A 14,584-nucleotide genomic window follows, 5' to 3' on the forward strand; every position below is an offset into this window, starting at 1 on the left:
AGGTCGTCGGTGACGGCTCCGAGCCTACGGCCGCCCCGATCGTTCCAACGCGCATCGACGCCCCCGGGTCGTCAGAATTTCCCGGCCGCTCCCATGATCCTCCGGCACAGGGCCGGATCGACCAGGGTGTCGGTGCTGTCGACGTACTGGTCGATTCCCCCGATCGGAGACAACGCGGCCACCGCCGGGTCGGTGATCCGGCTCCGCAGCGCGTCGGCGAACCGTCCGGCTTCGATGACCGGAAACGGACGGTCGAAGTACGGCCGGCGGGTCGCCTCGACCGGCTCCGCGATCCCGAGACGGTTCTGCCGGGCACCGGCGGCCTCGTAGGCGCTGCACAGCGCGGCCTGCCGCCGCTGCGGGTCGCCGGTCTCGACAGCGTCGCGCAGGGCGGCGGCGATCCCTTCGGCTCCCGGCAGTCTCTGAAAAGCAGTTCCCAACCATTTGCTGTACGGGGGAAAGCGGCGCGACAGAAGCAGGCACAACCGCATCACCTCGCGGGCGAGGCGGGCCGCCACCACCCGGCTGCCGAGCTCGTCACCGGCTTCCGCGGCCCGGCCGGTGAACGCCTCCTCCTGGCTGATCCGCGTCCACTGGGCGGCCAGCAGGTACCGCCACACGTCGTCGGGATACCACCGCAGCCGCTCGCGGAGCACGGTCAGTTCGCCGGACCCGTCGTGGAACACCTCGCCGCCGACCGCCTCGGCCAGCCGCTGACTGGGCGTCGCCAGCCAGTCCAGCAGGTCCGGCTGGCGGCGCGCGTCGAACCCTAGCTGTGCCGCCGACCAGCTCGCCACGTCGGTGACGAGCACCCGGTGGGAGACCGGGCCGGTGGTCGCGGTCATCACCCGTACCCGGGCGTCGGGGGGTTCGAAGTTGGTCGGCCAGCCGTGCACGTCCTTGGGCAGACGCGCGGTGAGCAGCGCCGAGATGTCCCGACCGTGCCGTTCGACGTCCTCCGCCGACAGGAACAGCTCCAGCCGTGGCCCCCAGTCGTGATCAACCGACCGGGGCGTGTCGAAGCCGAGCACCTCCGACCCCTGCCCGACCCGCGCGGCGGCGTGGACGAGACCCGGGTAGGCGTCGTCGAGGAGCGGGCGGACCGCCTCGGCGTAGAAGTCCCGGCACAAGCGCAGCCCGGGCATGAACGACGGATGCATGCCGTCAAGTTACGTCTGTCGTGCCGCGCGGAACGTCCCCCGGCCGATCAGCCGGAACGGTTCCGCCGGAGGGCCGGGCGATCTCGATCGGGTGGATCCCGGCCCGCAACGGGGTGAGGGCGGCGCGCAGGGCGGGCAGCCCGTTCATGCTGCTCGCCGTCAGCAGCAGCCGGGCCGGCAGCTCGGGGCGGTGCAGGACGGTGTTGCTCAGCAGCCAGCCGAGTTCCGGAGTGGACCAGTCGTCGGCGCCGGCCACGATGATCACCACTCCGGTCGCGTCCGCGGGCACCGGGTCGGTTCCGGGCGCGTTCGAGGGCCGGGCCGCGAGGACCGCCCAGCCGTCGGCGGCGAACCCGGCCGCGATCGATGCGGAGGCGGCACCCGTGCGGGTGAAATCCGGGCCGTGCAGCCACAGGGCGGAGAGGCGGCCCTCCGGCCAGCGGTGCGGAACCGGGTCGCCGGGCAGAGGATCTTCGACCCTCTCCAGCCGGTACGAGACGCCGCCGCTTCCGTGGACGTGCAGGTCACCATGCTTCACTCCGTAGGCGAAGCCGCCCCGCGCCTGCACCGACTGTTCGTCCATGTCGTCCATGATGCCGACGGCTACGCTGATCCGGTGAGCACACAGGACGGTGCGCGGGTCGTCGTGCTGACCGCGCTCCCGGTGGAGTACCGCGCGGTTCGGGCACATGTGCAGGACCGGGTCCGGCGGTCGCATCCGCGTGGCACCCAGTTCGAGGTGGGCGTGCTGCCGGGGGTCGACGGCAGGATCGCGATCGCCCAGCTGGGGAAGGGCAACATCGATGCCGCGCTGGGAGTCGATCACGCCGTGGAACTGTTCCGGCCCAGTGCCATCCTGTTCGTCGGTATCGCCGGAGCCCTGCACGACGACCTGCGGATCGGTGACGTGGTCGTCGCCGTCAAGGTCTACGCCTACCAGGGCGGCATGGAGACCGACGCGGGCCTCCTCGCCCGGCCGGATGCCCACGACGCCGACCACGAACTCCTGCAGCTCGCCCAGATGGCCGCCCATGACCACTATGAGCTTCCGGATGCGCCACCGGTTCACTTCCGGGCGGTTGCCGCCGGTGACGTGGTGCTCAACTCCCGCACCCGGCCACTGGCGAAGCAGCTGGTGAGCCACTACAACGATGCCGGTGCCATCGAGATGGAGAGCGCCGGGATGGCCCGGGCCTGTCACGTGTGCCGTGTCCCGGCGCTGGTGGTCCGCGGCATCAGCGACAGGGCGGACGGCGAGAAGGAGACCGTCGACGCGGACGGGTGGCAGCCGCTCGCCGCCCGGAACGCGGCGGACTTCGCCGTCGCGGTCATCAGGGACTACCTGTCGCAGCCGCACGAGGTCCCCGCCGCGCAGCCCGAGCAGTCGTCGACGGTCCAGAACATCATCGGGGTCGGCGCACCGGCGTTCGGCGCGATGCACGGCGACGTCCACATCCACGCCCCGGAGGATCCGCTCGCGCTGGAGTGGCGCACCCTCAGCCGGCCACCGCCGGTGCCGTGGCGGAAGCAGGAGAACCACACCATCGAGCACACGGCGCTCGAACTTCATCTGATCCCGGTCGGGGACGTGGCCAGGATCGAGGTCCGCAGGTTGCCGGGGCTCGCCGACACACTCGCGGGTCTGTTGCCGCCCGAGATGTCCGCCAAGTCGTCCACGGACGAGCAAGCGGCCCGAGCCGTCGTCACCGGCCATGAATTCGGTCCCCGCGGCCTGCTCGTCAGCCGCGACGGCGTGCGCTCTGCCTGGGAACCGCTCCCGTCCGACAGGCTCGGCGCGATTTTCGACGACGACTGGGTCACCGGGCGTCTCGCCATCGCCCTGAGGATCCTCCTCGACCTGGATCTGCCCCGGGCCGCCCGCTACGCGCCCGCGGTGGCGGTCAGTAAGGCCTGGATGGTCACCGTCGACAGCATCGGCAATCTGCCGCGGACGCACGCCGGCGGGTTCGGCCGGACGAACATCGCGCAGGTGCCGGCCGAGGAATCCCTGCCGGCGACACACCTCGAACGGCTCACCGGTGAGGTGGCCGCGGAACTGACCGCACGTCTGGCGGCGATCTTCCGGCGGCGCTGAGTTCAGGTCTTCCGGCGGCGCTGACTTCAGGTCTTCCGCCGGCGCCGACGAAACGAGGAGAGGCGTCATCGAGGGATTCGCGTACGGCGTGACCGGCGCCGACCTCCACGTCGGTCCCGACGGGGTGCCGCTGTACCTGCTCACCCACTGGTCGAGACCGGAACCGCCGTCATCGCGATGGCTGGCCGAACTGCCGAGCCGGCTCCTGGACGCCCGTAACCGGGTGGTGCCGTTCACCGGCCGCGACACCGAGCTGGCCGAGTTCCGCCAGTGGCGTGACAACGACACCGGCTTCGCCGTCCGGTGGCTGTACGGTCCCGGCGGCCAGGGCAAGACGCGGCTCGCCGACGAGGTGGCGGCCGAGGCGCACGCCCTGGGCTGGGCGGTCGTCACGGCGAGCGCGGGCTCCGGGCCGATCCACCGGCCCGCCGAGCGTCAGGACCTCGGCACGGACGGGGTGCCGGGCCTGCTGCTAATCGTCGACTACGCCGATCGCTGGCCGCTGTCCCACCTGCTCCTGCTGCTCGGGAACCGGCTGCTGACCCACGCCGAGGTCCCGGTCCGGGTGCTGTTCCTGGCCCGGACCGACGCTGTCTGGCAGGGCCTGACCGGGTCACTCGACGAGCACCGGATGCGGATGTCGTCGTCACTGCTGGAGCCGCTGGACGGCACCGGCGGGGCACGGGGCCGGATGTTCGAGGCGGCCCGATCCGCGTTCGCCGACCGGTACGGCGTCGATCGCGGGCCCGCGCCGGGGATCGGCGATCTGCTCGGCGCGCCGGGATTCGGGCTCGTTCTGGCCGTACACATGGCGGCTCTGGTATCTGTTGATCTTGACCGTCCGGAGGAACCGCTGCCCGCCGACGTCGCCGGCCTGACCCTCTATCTGCTGGATCGCGAGCAGCTGCACTGGGCGAACCGCTACGGCCGCGGCGGACGGCTCCAGCCGGACCTGATGCGCCGGGTCGTGTTCGTCGCGACCGTCTGCGGCACCCGTTCGGCCGTGCAGGCCGCCGAGTCGCTGGCCGCGGCGCTGCCGGAGCACGTCGACACGGCACTGGCTGCCGACGACCACGCGGCCTGCTATCCGCCCGACACCGCCGGCGACCGGCTGCAGCCGCTCTACCCGGACCGGCTCGCCGAGGACTTCGTGGCGCTGACCCTTTCCGGTCACTCGTCGCCGTACCAGGCCGAGACGTGGGCCGGTCCGCTGCTCGGGAAGCTGCTGGCCAGGGACGCGCGCGGAGTGGCGCGCCCCTGGTTGCCGCACGCCATGTCCACGCTGGCGGCGGCCGCGCTGCGCTGGGACCATCTCGGCGCCGGTCACCTGTATCCGCTGCTGCGCCGGGATCCGGCACTGGCCGTCGAGGCGGGCGGTAACAGCCTGGTGGTCCTGGCCACCGCCGACCGCGTGGACCTCGGGCTGCTCACCGAGATCGAGCCGCACCTGCCCAAGGGCCGGCATCTCGACCTGGACCTGGCCGCCCTGACGGTGCTGCGCCGCCTCGCCGAGCAGCGTCTGGCGGCGGCCGCCGGACCCCGCGAGCGCGGTCACGTCCACGTGGACCTCGGCTACCGCCTGAACGTGGCCGGCCATCGCGAGCAGGCGCGCACCGAGATGGCCGCCGCGGTGTCCGCCTACCGGCAGGCGGTGACGGACGAGGGCGTGACCGGGGCCGACGACGATCTCGCGCACGCGGTGATGAACCTGGCACACACCGAACTCGACGTCGGTGATCGCACCGCCGCCCTGGCCAGTGCCGAGGAGGCCCGCGAGCTCTATCGGAGCCTGGCCGCCGGCGATCCTCGCGAGCACGAGCCGGACCTGGCGTACACCTGGAGCACACTGGGCACCGTCCTGGCCGCGCTCGGCCGCCACGAGGAGGCCGTCGCGGCGTGCGCCGAGGCGGTCGTCCTCTACGAGAGGCTCGCCGCGGAGGACCTCGACCAGTACGAGGGCGAGCTGGCCGGTGCTCTGGGCAACCGGGGGATCTGGCGCCACGGGGTCGGCGACTACGAGGAGGCCCTCGCCGACGTGCGGCGGGCCGCGGCGATCTACCGGCGGCGTGCGGCCGACGACCCGAACGCCTGGCTGCACGAGGTGGCCGCCGTGCTGGTCAACGAGGGTATGCAGCTCAACGGCCTGCGCCGCTTCGACGAGGCGGCCGCGGTGATGATCGAGTCGGTGGCCGCCTACCGGCAGCTGGCGAAGACGCGCCCGGACTCGTTCGAGCACTTCCTGGCGACGGCGCTGAGCAACCTGAGCGAGCCGCTGTCCGAGATCGGGCGGACGAACGAGGCGCTGGCCGCGTCGGCCGAGGCGGTGACGATCCGGCGCCGGCTGGCCGGCACCCGGCCCGCGGTCTTCGAGCCGGACCTGGCGGTCGGGCTCAACAACTACGCCGTCGACCTGCTCGGCGCGGGTCGCGTCGACGAGGCGATGGCCGCCGTCGGCGAGGCCGTCGCGATCCGGCGGCGGCTCACGGCCGGGGACCCGGTCACGTACGGCGAGTTCCTGGCCTCGTCGCTGAACAATCTGGGGCAGATCCTGCGGGCGCTGGGCCGGGCGGAGGAGGCCGCGGACGCGTACGCGGAAGCCGGTGACCGGTATCGCGCGCTGGCCGCCGATCGTCCGGCGGCACACCGGCCGCATCTCGTCGCCGTGCTGAACGGGCAGGCCCGCACTCTGATCGAACTCGGTCAGCCGGGGCGGGCGATCGCGGCCGCCGCGGAGGCCTGCGAGGTGTCCCGTGTGCTGGACGTCGCGGAGTCGCTCGCGGAGAGCCTGGCCACGCTCGCGGTCGCGCACCGGCACGCCGGTCGTGCCGCGGCCGACGAGGCCGGGCGGATCTACGAGCGGATGCCGGCCGAGGTACGGGAGCGGCCCCGCGTGAGGCAGTTCATCGACGAGCTGGCCGTCACCGAGTAGCGCCGGTGCCGTCGGTGTCCGGATCGGCGGGCCGCAGCGCGGGATGGCCGCCCAGCTCTTCGGCCAGCGCGTGGCGTTCCGCGTCGGTGTAGGCCAGGAAGTAGATGCCGCGCAGGAGCGTGCCGGGCCGGGCGGCGAGGTGGTCCACGGCGGCGTCGACCAGGTCGGCCGCCGTCTTCGGCACCGGCGCGCCGGCCACCCCGGCTCCCATCATCGGGAAGATGATCGTACGCAGGGACGCGTCCTCGGCCGCGAGTCGCTCCGCCTGCCGCAGCGCGTTGGAGACGCCCGCGGGCAGGTGCCGCACCTGCCGGAATCCCGCGCCGGGCTCGCCGTGGACGGCGGCCACGTGGATGATCCGCCGGACCCCGTTGGTCTCGGCCAGCAGCCCCGAGCCGGTCACGAACGCGGCGCCCGGTGCGACCGGCCGCTGGCCCGCGACCAGCTCCTCGAGCTCGTTCGCGATCACGTCGTCGACGACGTGACCGGCCGTGTCGCGGACCGCGCCGTGGTAGCGGATGACACTGGAGATCGCGAACTCGTTGATGCGGGCCATCGTCATGTCGGTGTTCTCGCTGTTGACCCAGATGTCGATGTCGCGGACCCGCTCGATGGCGCCCGGCCGGATACCGAGCACACACCCGCCCGCCCGCGGCGCGGCCAGAACGAACGTCTCGGGCGGCGGCCCCTGCCGCGCGGTGGTGGTGGCGGCGACCGGGCCGTTCCAGAGCCAGGCGCGGGTGCTGAGTTCCTTGACCTCGATGGTGAGCGGCTGGAAGTCCGCGGCGTGCAGGCCGGTGTGGCGCTGGCCGACGGCGTAGCCGTACAGCTGCTCGGAGATGACCGCCACCAGGTCGGTGTCCCGGCGTTCGGCGAGGACCGCGCGCAGTTCCTCGCTGTCGACCATGCGGGCGGCCTCGACGATGACGTCGCCGGAGAAACCGATCGCGGCGGGGCCGAGCGGGCCGATCACCACCGCCATCCGCAGCCGCATCCGGTCCCGGTAGCGCCGGTTGTCGTCGGCCAGCGTCTCGACGGCGGAGCGGAGCAGCCGGACCAGGCTGCGGTTCACCTCCACCTCGCTCGGGAGGAAGACCACCATGCCGTCCCCGGTGCCGTGGTGGTGGGTGTCCTCGAGCCGCAGGCCCAGGTCCTGGAGAACATCGTCGACGAATTCGGACACCCGTCGCTGGAGGTCGAACTTCTCCTGCGCGGACCGTTGCCCGTATCCGGCGACGTCGATCACGAATCCCATACGGACGGCGGCGGCGAAGGACGTACCGGAAGTGCCCATGCCTCCCAATGTAGGCACGCGGAGCGTGATTCCCCCTCACTCGCACGGGTGCCCACATAGGACTGTCATGCTGTCCCGATATTGGTGAACGTCGAACGTTCGGGGGAGATCGTCCGCACATGCGTACCGTTAAGGTCGGGGCCGTGACGCGGGATCTGGCTGAGACGACCGCCCGGTGGTACGTGTGGGCGACGGTCGCCGTGGTTGTGCTCGGCGGCGTCTGGTGCGCCGCTCATCTGGGCGCCGGCCTGGGCATCGAAGCGCTCGCATACATCTTCGTCCCGATCGGAGGGGCGATCGCGGCCGCGTCGGTTCACCACCTGGTCCGCCCGGCCTCCCGCCCCGCCTCCCGCCCGGCCTCCCGCCCGGAGAACAGAACGTTCTCCCCGACAGGCGGCGACAGGCCCGGCCTGGACCCGGTCGCCCTGCGGTTCTGGCGCACGGTCCTCGTAGCCGTCGTGCTCATCACCATCGGCTACGCCTGGCTGGCCGCCGACATGCTCACGCACCCGGCCGAGGCCCGTACTCGCAGCATGCCGGCACCGGCGGCCGCCCTGGTGGCGATCGGTTTCCTGGCCGCCATCGGGGCGCTGACCCGGGTGCCGGTCGTCGCGTCCCGCGGTGAGGACCGGTGGCGCATGCTGCTGGACCGGACGATCGCGTTCCTCGGCTGCGCCTCCCTGCTGTGGTACCTCGGGCTCGCCCCGATGCTGTCCGCCCGCGAGCCGTGGAGCCCGCAGGCGATGCTGCTGGTCGGGCTCGGTCTCCTGGTCGCGGTCGGTGCCCTCACGAAGGTGTCGTATCTCGCGGGCGGCCCGGTCGACCCCGTCGCGATGCGGTTCGTCGCGGCCGGCGGCGGTGTCCCGGCCGGTGCCGTGTCGGTGCTCGCGGTGCAGTTCGGCTACATCGCCGGTGTTCCGGCCCAGGCGATCGTGATGCCGCTGGCTCCGGTGCTGATCACGCTCGGTGTCGCGGCGCAGAGCCGTGCCGTTCACGGGCCCCGGCGTGAGCCCGCCCGGGTGGGCATGATGCTGCCGTACCTGGCCACGATCCTGGTCGGCGTGCCGCTGGTGGCCGTCGCGCTCGGGGCGCCGCTGCGCTGGCCGGCCCGGGTGACCCTGATCGCCGCGGTCCTGGTGACCGCGCTGGTGATGGTCCGGCAGTACCTGGCGTACCGGGAGAACGCACGCCTGCTGCGGACCGCGCGCCTGCAGGAGGAACGGCTGCGGTACGAGGTGACCCACGACGGCCTCACCGGGCTCGCCAACCGGGCACTGTTCCGCGAGCGCCTCACCGCCGCGCTGACCACCGATCCGGTGTCCGTGCTGCTGATCGACCTTGACGACTTCAAAGCGGTCAACGATCTGCTCGGACAGGAGGTCGGCGACCGGCTGCTGATATCGATGGCGGACCTGTTGCGGACCGAGACGGGCGACGACCATCTGCCGGTACGGGTGGGCGGCGACGAGTTCGCGGTGCTGATGACCGGCGGCCACGCCGATCCGGAGGAACTGGCCGGGCGGCTGCTGGCCGCGCTCGGGGACCCGATCAGTGAGCACCGGCTGCTGATGCGCGCGAGTATCGGCATCGCGACGGCCCCGCCCGGCGCGACCACCGACACGGTGGTGAGGGACGCCGACGTCGCCCTCATCACGGCCAAGCAGGGCGGCAAGGCCGGTTTCGTGCGCTACGCGGAGGGGATGGGCGAGCCCGTCCTGGCGCACATGCGGCTCGGTGGCGAGTTGCGCCGGGCCCTGGACGACGGCGAGTTCCGGGTGGTCTACCAGCCCATCGTGCGGCTCGACCGCAACTGGGTGATCGGCGTGGAAGCCCTGGTCCGGTGGCACCACCCGACCCGTGGCGTGGTCAGCCCCGCCGAGTTCATCCCGGCCGCGGAGCGTACCGGCCTGATCGTGCCCTTGGGCCGTTTCGTGCTGCGCGAGACCTGTCGCCAGGCGGCCGCGTGGCTGGCCGAGTTCGGCCCGGACGCGCTGAAGGAGGCCGGTCTCAACGTGTCCGCCCGCCAGCTGCACGACCCCGATTTCGTGTCCGACGTGGCCGACGCGCTCACCGACAGCGGGCTTCCCTGCGAGCGGCTGGTCCTCGAGGTGACCGAGTCCGGGGTGCTGCGGGGGCAGCAGATCTCCCGGGCGCTGTGCGAGCTCGACCGGATGGGCATCCGTCTCGCCCTGGACGACTTCGGCACCGGCGAGTCGTCGCTGAGCCTGCTGCGTGCCGTCCCGGCGGCGATCGTGAAGCTGGACAAGTCGTTCGTGGACGGCATCGAGATCGACGACGGTCGCCCGGCCGCCGCCGACGCCCGGCAGGCCGTCGCCCGCGCGGTGATCCAGCTGGCGCACGCGCTCGGCCTGGACACCGTCGCCGAGGGGATCGAGAGCGCCGAGCAGGTGGCCGCGTTGCTCGAGCTCGGTTACACCCGCGGTCAGGGTTTCTACCTGGCCGAGCCGATGCCGGCCGCCGGCGTGTCCCGGCTGCTGGCCCGCCAGCGGGCCGTCGAGACCCGCGTGACCAGGGAGATCAGGGCTCGATCGTCCTGAGAGCGGCGATGTTCTCCGCCTCGCCGGGATCGGATTCGGACGTGTCCAGGAACGCCTGCAACACCTCGACAGCGACGTCCGGGGCGAGCCGCTTCAAGCTCATGGCCAGCACGTTCGCGTCGTTCCAGAGCCGGGCGCCGCGGGCGATCCACGGGTCCCAGGCGAGCGCCGCCCGCACGCCGGGAACCTTGTTGGCGGCGATCGCCGTCCCGGTGCCGGTCCAGCACATCACCACGCCGTAGTCGGCCCGGCCGTCGACGACCGCCTTCCCGACGAACCGGCCCAGGTCCGGCCAGCTCGGCGACCCGTCCGGCCGGACGATCACGTGCCCGGCCGAGTCCAGGGCCTCGACGACCGCCCGTGTCGTCTCGTTCTCGTCGTCGCTGGCGAAGGCGATGCGCATGCCTCCACCCTAGCCACGGTGCCATGCCACGGACCGCCGCTGTAGATCATCCCGGGCGTGTGCCGGCGTCGGCCACCACGCAGACAGGTCACCCCTCCTGTTGCGTGGTGATCTGCGGTCCGTATGCGGGCGCAGGTCACCACGCACGACTGCATGCCTTCTCGCGTGGTGACTTGCGCCTGCAGGCTCCCGCAAGGCGCCTTGACGCGTCGGCGAGGATCGGAGCGGTCGGTCGTCTTCGGACAGGGGTGTCAGATGTTCACACAACCGGAAGCGGCCGCCGCGGAGCTGCTGGACAGGATCCGTGCGAGGTTCGAGGACGGCGCGGGACGGTTCGAGGGCAGGATCGACTGGGAGATCTACGAGGGCTGGGACGACGGTGACGGGCTGTGGCGGATCATCGTGCTCCCGGAGGCGCCGGTCTGGTCCGAGACGGCCGGAGCCACCGTGCGTCCGGTGGTCTTCGTCGGGGTCGGCTTCAACGCGGTGGCCCACAACCGGGACGGCCTGCGTCCGGCGGTGCCGCGGTTCGAGGACCAGCCCGCCGGCTTCCCGCCCATCACGCTCGTGGACCTGAAGGGCACCGACGCCGCGTACTGGGTCGGCGTCGTCATGAACATCCTCGGCGGCCGTGACCCCAGGCTGTTCGGCAACGGGTGGGTCGGCTTCGATGTCACCCTGCCCGACGAGGCGCCGTGGGTCGCCGTGGTTGGATGACCTCGTGACGTACACGGTTACCGAGCTGCCCGAACGGGAGCGATTCGAGGCGCGCGACGGGGCGGGCACCCTCGCCGGGGTGGTCACCTACCAGATGACCGGCCCGATCATCATCTACACCCACACGCAGGTGACGCCCGAGTTCGAGGGGCAGGGCGTCGGCTCGGCGCTGGCCCGCGCGGTGATGGACGACGCGAAGGCCCGCGGCCGCACGGTGGTGCCGATGTGCCCGTTCCTGGCCGAGTGGCTGGACAAGCACCCCGAGTACAACGCGATCGTCGCCCGCAACACCCGCCGGGTGAAGTAGGCCCGTGACACCCGGCGCGTGACGTAGGTCAGAGCGGGCGGCGCATACGCAGGCTGCGGATGTGGTCGTCCTCGCGGGACAGGGTGGCCCGGACCGTGTCCATCGGCTGGAAACCGCGCGCCCGATAGAAGCCGATGCCCGCGCTGTCGCCCAGGAACACCGACACCCACATCTCGGTGCCGCCGGCCTCACGGATCTGCTCGGTGACCCGGTCGAGCAGCAGGGTGCCCAGGCCCCGGCCGCGTTCGGCCGACTCCAGGTAGACCAGGGACAGTTCACCTGCCGCCGGGCCGGAGAGTCCGCCGCCCGCCGCGCCGAGGACCCGGCCGCCCTCCTCGACGACCTGGTAGCCGAACCACTCCGGCGGGGCAGGGGCGATGTCGGCGGTGATCCGCGGCTCGCTGTAGAACTCCGCGACACTGCGGCTGATGTACCCCTCGGGCAGCAACTCGCGGTAGGCGTTGCGGTAGGCCGTCGAGCAGATCCCGGCGATGGCGGCCGCATCGGCGACGACGGCTTGACGGACGACGGCGGTCAACGATGTTCCTGGCACAGCGCCAACAGTAATGCCGATCTTCAGGACCTCAAACCTGCATGAGCGGTACGTCCAGACGCGATGCCAGTTCCTCGAAGCCGATGCCGTGCAGCTCGGTCACCCGTACGCCATCGGGGGTGATCTGAAATGTCGCCACGTCGGTGTAGACCCTCGTCACGCACGTCTTCCCGGTCAGCGGGTAGGTGCAGGACGGCACGAGTTTCGGCTCGCCGGACTTGGTGAAGAGGGTCATCATCACCCACACCTGCTTGGCGCCGGCCGCGAGGTCCATGGCTCCGCCGACGGCCGGGATGGCGTCCGGCGCGCCGGTGTGCCAGTTCGCCAGGTCGCCCGTGGCCGACACCTGGAAGGCGCCCATGACGCAGACGTCGAGGTGGCCGCCGCGCATCATGGCGAAACTGTCGGCGTGGTGGAAGTAGGCGGCGCCGGGCAGCTCGGTGACCGGTTGCTTGCCCGCGTTCGTCAGGTCCCAGTCGGCGTCCTCGTCCGCGACGACCTCGCCCATGCCGAGCATGCCGTTCTCGGTGTGCAGGATGACGCCGCTGCCGGCGGTGAGATAGCGGGCGATCGCCGTCGGCTGCCCGATGCCCAGGTTGACGTAGGAGCCGTCCGGGATGTCGGCGGCGACCCGCCTGGCCAGGTCGTCCTTGCTGCTCATGGGGTCACCTCGACGAGCCGGTCAACGTAGATGGACGGGGTCACGATGGCCTCCGGGTCGAGTTCGCCGGTCTCGACGATCTGCGACACCTGGGCGATCGTGGTGCGTGCGGCGGTCGCCATGACGGGTCCGAAGTTGCGCGCGGTCTTGCGGTAGACGAGGTTGCCGAGCCGGTCCGCGTGGTGGGCGCGGATCAGGGCGACGTCGCCGTGGATCGGGTACTCCAGGACGTACTCCCGTCCGTTGATCTGTCTGGTCTCCCGGCCTTCGGCGATGGGCGTCCCGACACCGGTGGGGCAGAAGAACGCCCCGATCCCGGCACCCGCGGCGCGCATCCGTTCGGCGAGATTGCCCTGTGGCACCAGTTCGAGTTCGATCTTCCCGGCGCGGTAGAGGCCGTCGAAGACCCACGAGTCGGACTGCCGGGGAAAAGAACAGACCATCTTACGTACGCGACCCGCGGCCAGCAGTGCCGCCAGCCCGGTGTCACCGTTGCCGGCGTTGTTGCTCACGATGGTCAGGTCGCCGGCGCCGTGCTCGATCAGGGCGTCGATCAGCTCGACCGGCATCCCTGCCATGCCGAACCCGCCGACGAGCACCGTGTCGCCGTCCCTGACCTCCTTGACCGCGGTCAGCGCGTCGGTCGTCAGTGTCTTCATGCGTTGTTCTCCAGGACCACGGCCAGGGCCTGGCCGACACCGATGCAGATGGCCGCCACGCCCCAGCGATGACGGCGTTCGCGCAGCACGTGGGCGAGAGTGCCCAGGATCCGGGCACCGGAAGCGCCCAGCGGATGACCGATCGCGATCGCCCCGCCACGGGTGTTGACGATCTCCGGGTCGACGTCCCACGCGTCGACGCAGGCCAGCGACTGGACCGCGAACGCCTCGTTCAGCTCGACCGCGCCCACGTCGGACCAGCCGATACCGGCCTGCCGCAACGCCTTCTCCGCGGCCTCGACCGGGGCGAACCCGAACTCCTGCGGGTCGACGGCGTGTGCGGCACGTCCCGCGATTCTCGCCAGCGGCTCGAGGCCGATCGCGCCGGCCGCCCGCGCGGATCCGAGCAGCACGGCCGCCGCGCCGTCGTTGAGGGGCGAGGCGTTCCCGGCCGTGATCGTGCCGTCGGGCCGGAACGACGGCTTGAGCCGGGCCAGCTTCTCGGCGTTGCTGTCGGCGCGGATGCCCTCGTCGCGGGTCAGGTCGGCGACCGGCACGGTCAGGTCGTCGTAGAAGCCCTCGTCCCAGGCCCTGGCCGCGAGCGTGTGAGACCGGGCCGCGAAGGCGTCCTGCCGCTCGCGGGAGATGCCGAACTTGTCGCCGAGCTGCTCGTTGCACTCACCCAGTGACGCCGTCCACTCGGCGGGCATCCTCGGGTTGGTCAGCCGCCAGCCGAGCGTGGTGGAGACCGCCTCGACGTTGCCGGCGGGGAAGGCACGCGACGGCTTCGGCAGCACCCAGGGCGCGCGGGTCATCGACTCGACACCGCCGATCACGACCACCTCGGCGTCACCGGCCGCGATCGCCCGGGAGCCGATGATGGCCGCGTCGAGGCTGGACCCGCAGAGCCGGTTGACGGTGGCCGCCGGGACCGAGGTCGGCAGACCGGCGAGCAGCACGGCCATCCGGCCCACGTTGCGGTTGTCCTCGCCGGCGCCGTTGGCGTTGCCCCAGTACACATCGTCGATCCGGGCCGGGTCGAGGTCCGGCGCCTTCGCCAGCAGACCGCTCAGCGCGGTGGCGGCCAGGTCGTCCGGGCGTACCTCGGCGAGCGCCCCCGAGTAGCGGCCGAAGGGGGTGCGCACGGCGGCGTACACATATGAGTCAGCCATGACCCCAGGCTAGTAAGCAGCTCTGATATCCAGAAATACTCTTTTCGGCCCGACCATGACTCTGCAAGTATCAATG

At 71.8% G+C, this 14,584-nt stretch carries 13 protein-coding genes; 5 read left to right on the forward strand and 8 right to left on the reverse strand.

Translation table 11 applies throughout. The features are described 5' to 3' along the window. Window positions 1-71 precede the first annotated feature (71 nt). Both CLV67_RS29380 and CLV67_RS52120 read right to left on the reverse strand, forming a co-directional pair. On the reverse strand, window positions 72-1,160 hold the full coding sequence (locus CLV67_RS29380; RefSeq protein WP_106324083.1) for a DUF4037 domain-containing protein: 1,089 nt from the start codon (window positions 1,158-1,160) through the stop codon (window positions 72-74). 4 nt (window positions 1,161-1,164) lie between these two features. After that, window positions 1,165-1,743 carry a hypothetical protein gene (locus CLV67_RS52120; RefSeq protein ID WP_170154050.1) on the reverse strand — a complete coding sequence of 193 codons (579 nt, stop codon included), beginning with the start codon at window positions 1,741-1,743 and terminating at the stop codon, window positions 1,165-1,167. A 33-nt stretch (window positions 1,744-1,776) separates the two neighbouring features. Between CLV67_RS52120 and CLV67_RS29385 the strand changes: the two genes are divergently transcribed. Then, window positions 1,777-3,255: a 5'-methylthioadenosine/S-adenosylhomocysteine nucleosidase gene (locus CLV67_RS29385; RefSeq protein ID WP_170154051.1), complete on the forward strand. Its 1,479-nt coding sequence runs from the start codon at window positions 1,777-1,779 to the stop codon at window positions 3,253-3,255. A gap of 88 nt (window positions 3,256-3,343) precedes the next feature. After that, window positions 3,344-6,184 carry a tetratricopeptide repeat protein gene (locus tag CLV67_RS29390; RefSeq protein WP_106324087.1) on the forward strand — a complete coding sequence of 947 codons (2,841 nt, stop codon included), beginning with the start codon at window positions 3,344-3,346 and terminating at the stop codon, window positions 6,182-6,184. On the opposite strand, the gene CLV67_RS29395 is transcribed toward CLV67_RS29390, so the two are convergent. Then, the gene (locus tag CLV67_RS29395; RefSeq protein WP_106324089.1) at window positions 6,174-7,478 is read right to left on the reverse strand and encodes a macro domain-containing protein; all 1,305 of its coding nucleotides are present in this window, start codon (window positions 7,476-7,478) and stop codon (window positions 6,174-6,176) included. The two genes, CLV67_RS29390 and CLV67_RS29395, sit on opposite strands and share 11 nt — an antisense overlap. Window positions 7,479-7,621: 143 nt before the next feature. On the opposite strand from CLV67_RS29395, the gene CLV67_RS29400 reads away from it, so the two are divergent. After that, complete coding sequence (locus CLV67_RS29400) at window positions 7,622-10,036, forward strand: putative bifunctional diguanylate cyclase/phosphodiesterase (protein ID WP_239166565.1); 2,415 nt, start codon at window positions 7,622-7,624, stop codon at window positions 10,034-10,036. On the opposite strand, the gene CLV67_RS29405 is transcribed toward CLV67_RS29400, so the two are convergent. Next, entirely contained in the window at window positions 10,017-10,439 is a 423-nt protein-coding gene (locus CLV67_RS29405; RefSeq protein ID WP_106324093.1) for an RpiB/LacA/LacB family sugar-phosphate isomerase, read from the reverse strand. The genes CLV67_RS29400 and CLV67_RS29405 overlap by 20 nt on opposite strands. A 255-nt stretch (window positions 10,440-10,694) precedes the next feature. On the opposite strand from CLV67_RS29405, the gene CLV67_RS29410 reads away from it, so the two are divergent. Both CLV67_RS29410 and CLV67_RS29415 read left to right on the forward strand, forming a co-directional pair. Then, complete coding sequence (locus tag CLV67_RS29410) at window positions 10,695-11,156, forward strand: hypothetical protein (protein WP_106324095.1); 462 nt, start codon at window positions 10,695-10,697, stop codon at window positions 11,154-11,156. Between the two features lie 4 nt (window positions 11,157-11,160). Continuing rightward, complete coding sequence (locus CLV67_RS29415) at window positions 11,161-11,463, forward strand: GNAT family N-acetyltransferase (RefSeq protein ID WP_106324097.1); 303 nt, start codon at window positions 11,161-11,163, stop codon at window positions 11,461-11,463. 28 nt (window positions 11,464-11,491) lie between these two features. Here the strand turns inward: CLV67_RS29415 and CLV67_RS29420 are convergent, their stop codons facing one another. From CLV67_RS29420 to CLV67_RS29435, 4 genes are read right to left on the reverse strand one after another with little or no spacing between them, the layout of a single operon-like run. Beyond that, window positions 11,492-12,001: a GNAT family N-acetyltransferase gene (locus CLV67_RS29420; RefSeq protein ID WP_170154052.1), complete on the reverse strand. Its 510-nt coding sequence runs from the start codon at window positions 11,999-12,001 to the stop codon at window positions 11,492-11,494. Window positions 12,002-12,047: 46 nt separating this feature from the next. Beyond that, window positions 12,048-12,677: a 3-oxoacid CoA-transferase subunit B gene (locus CLV67_RS29425; RefSeq protein WP_106324101.1), complete on the reverse strand. Its 630-nt coding sequence runs from the start codon at window positions 12,675-12,677 to the stop codon at window positions 12,048-12,050. After that, window positions 12,674-13,336 (reverse strand): 3-oxoacid CoA-transferase subunit A, encoded by a 663-nt coding sequence (locus tag CLV67_RS29430; RefSeq protein WP_106324103.1) that lies wholly within the window; start codon window positions 13,334-13,336, stop codon window positions 12,674-12,676. Before CLV67_RS29430 ends, CLV67_RS29425 begins: the two co-directional genes overlap by 4 nt. Further along, window positions 13,333-14,508, reverse strand: coding sequence for a thiolase family protein (locus tag CLV67_RS29435; RefSeq protein ID WP_106324105.1), 1,176 nt, complete (start codon window positions 14,506-14,508; stop codon window positions 13,333-13,335). The genes CLV67_RS29430 and CLV67_RS29435 overlap by 4 nt, the downstream gene beginning before the upstream one ends. Between the last annotated feature and the right edge of the window lie 76 nt (window positions 14,509-14,584).

Origin of the sequence: Actinoplanes italicus (assembly GCF_003001815.1) — a bacterium.
Lineage (GTDB): Bacteria > Actinomycetota > Actinomycetes > Mycobacteriales > Micromonosporaceae > Actinoplanes > Actinoplanes italicus.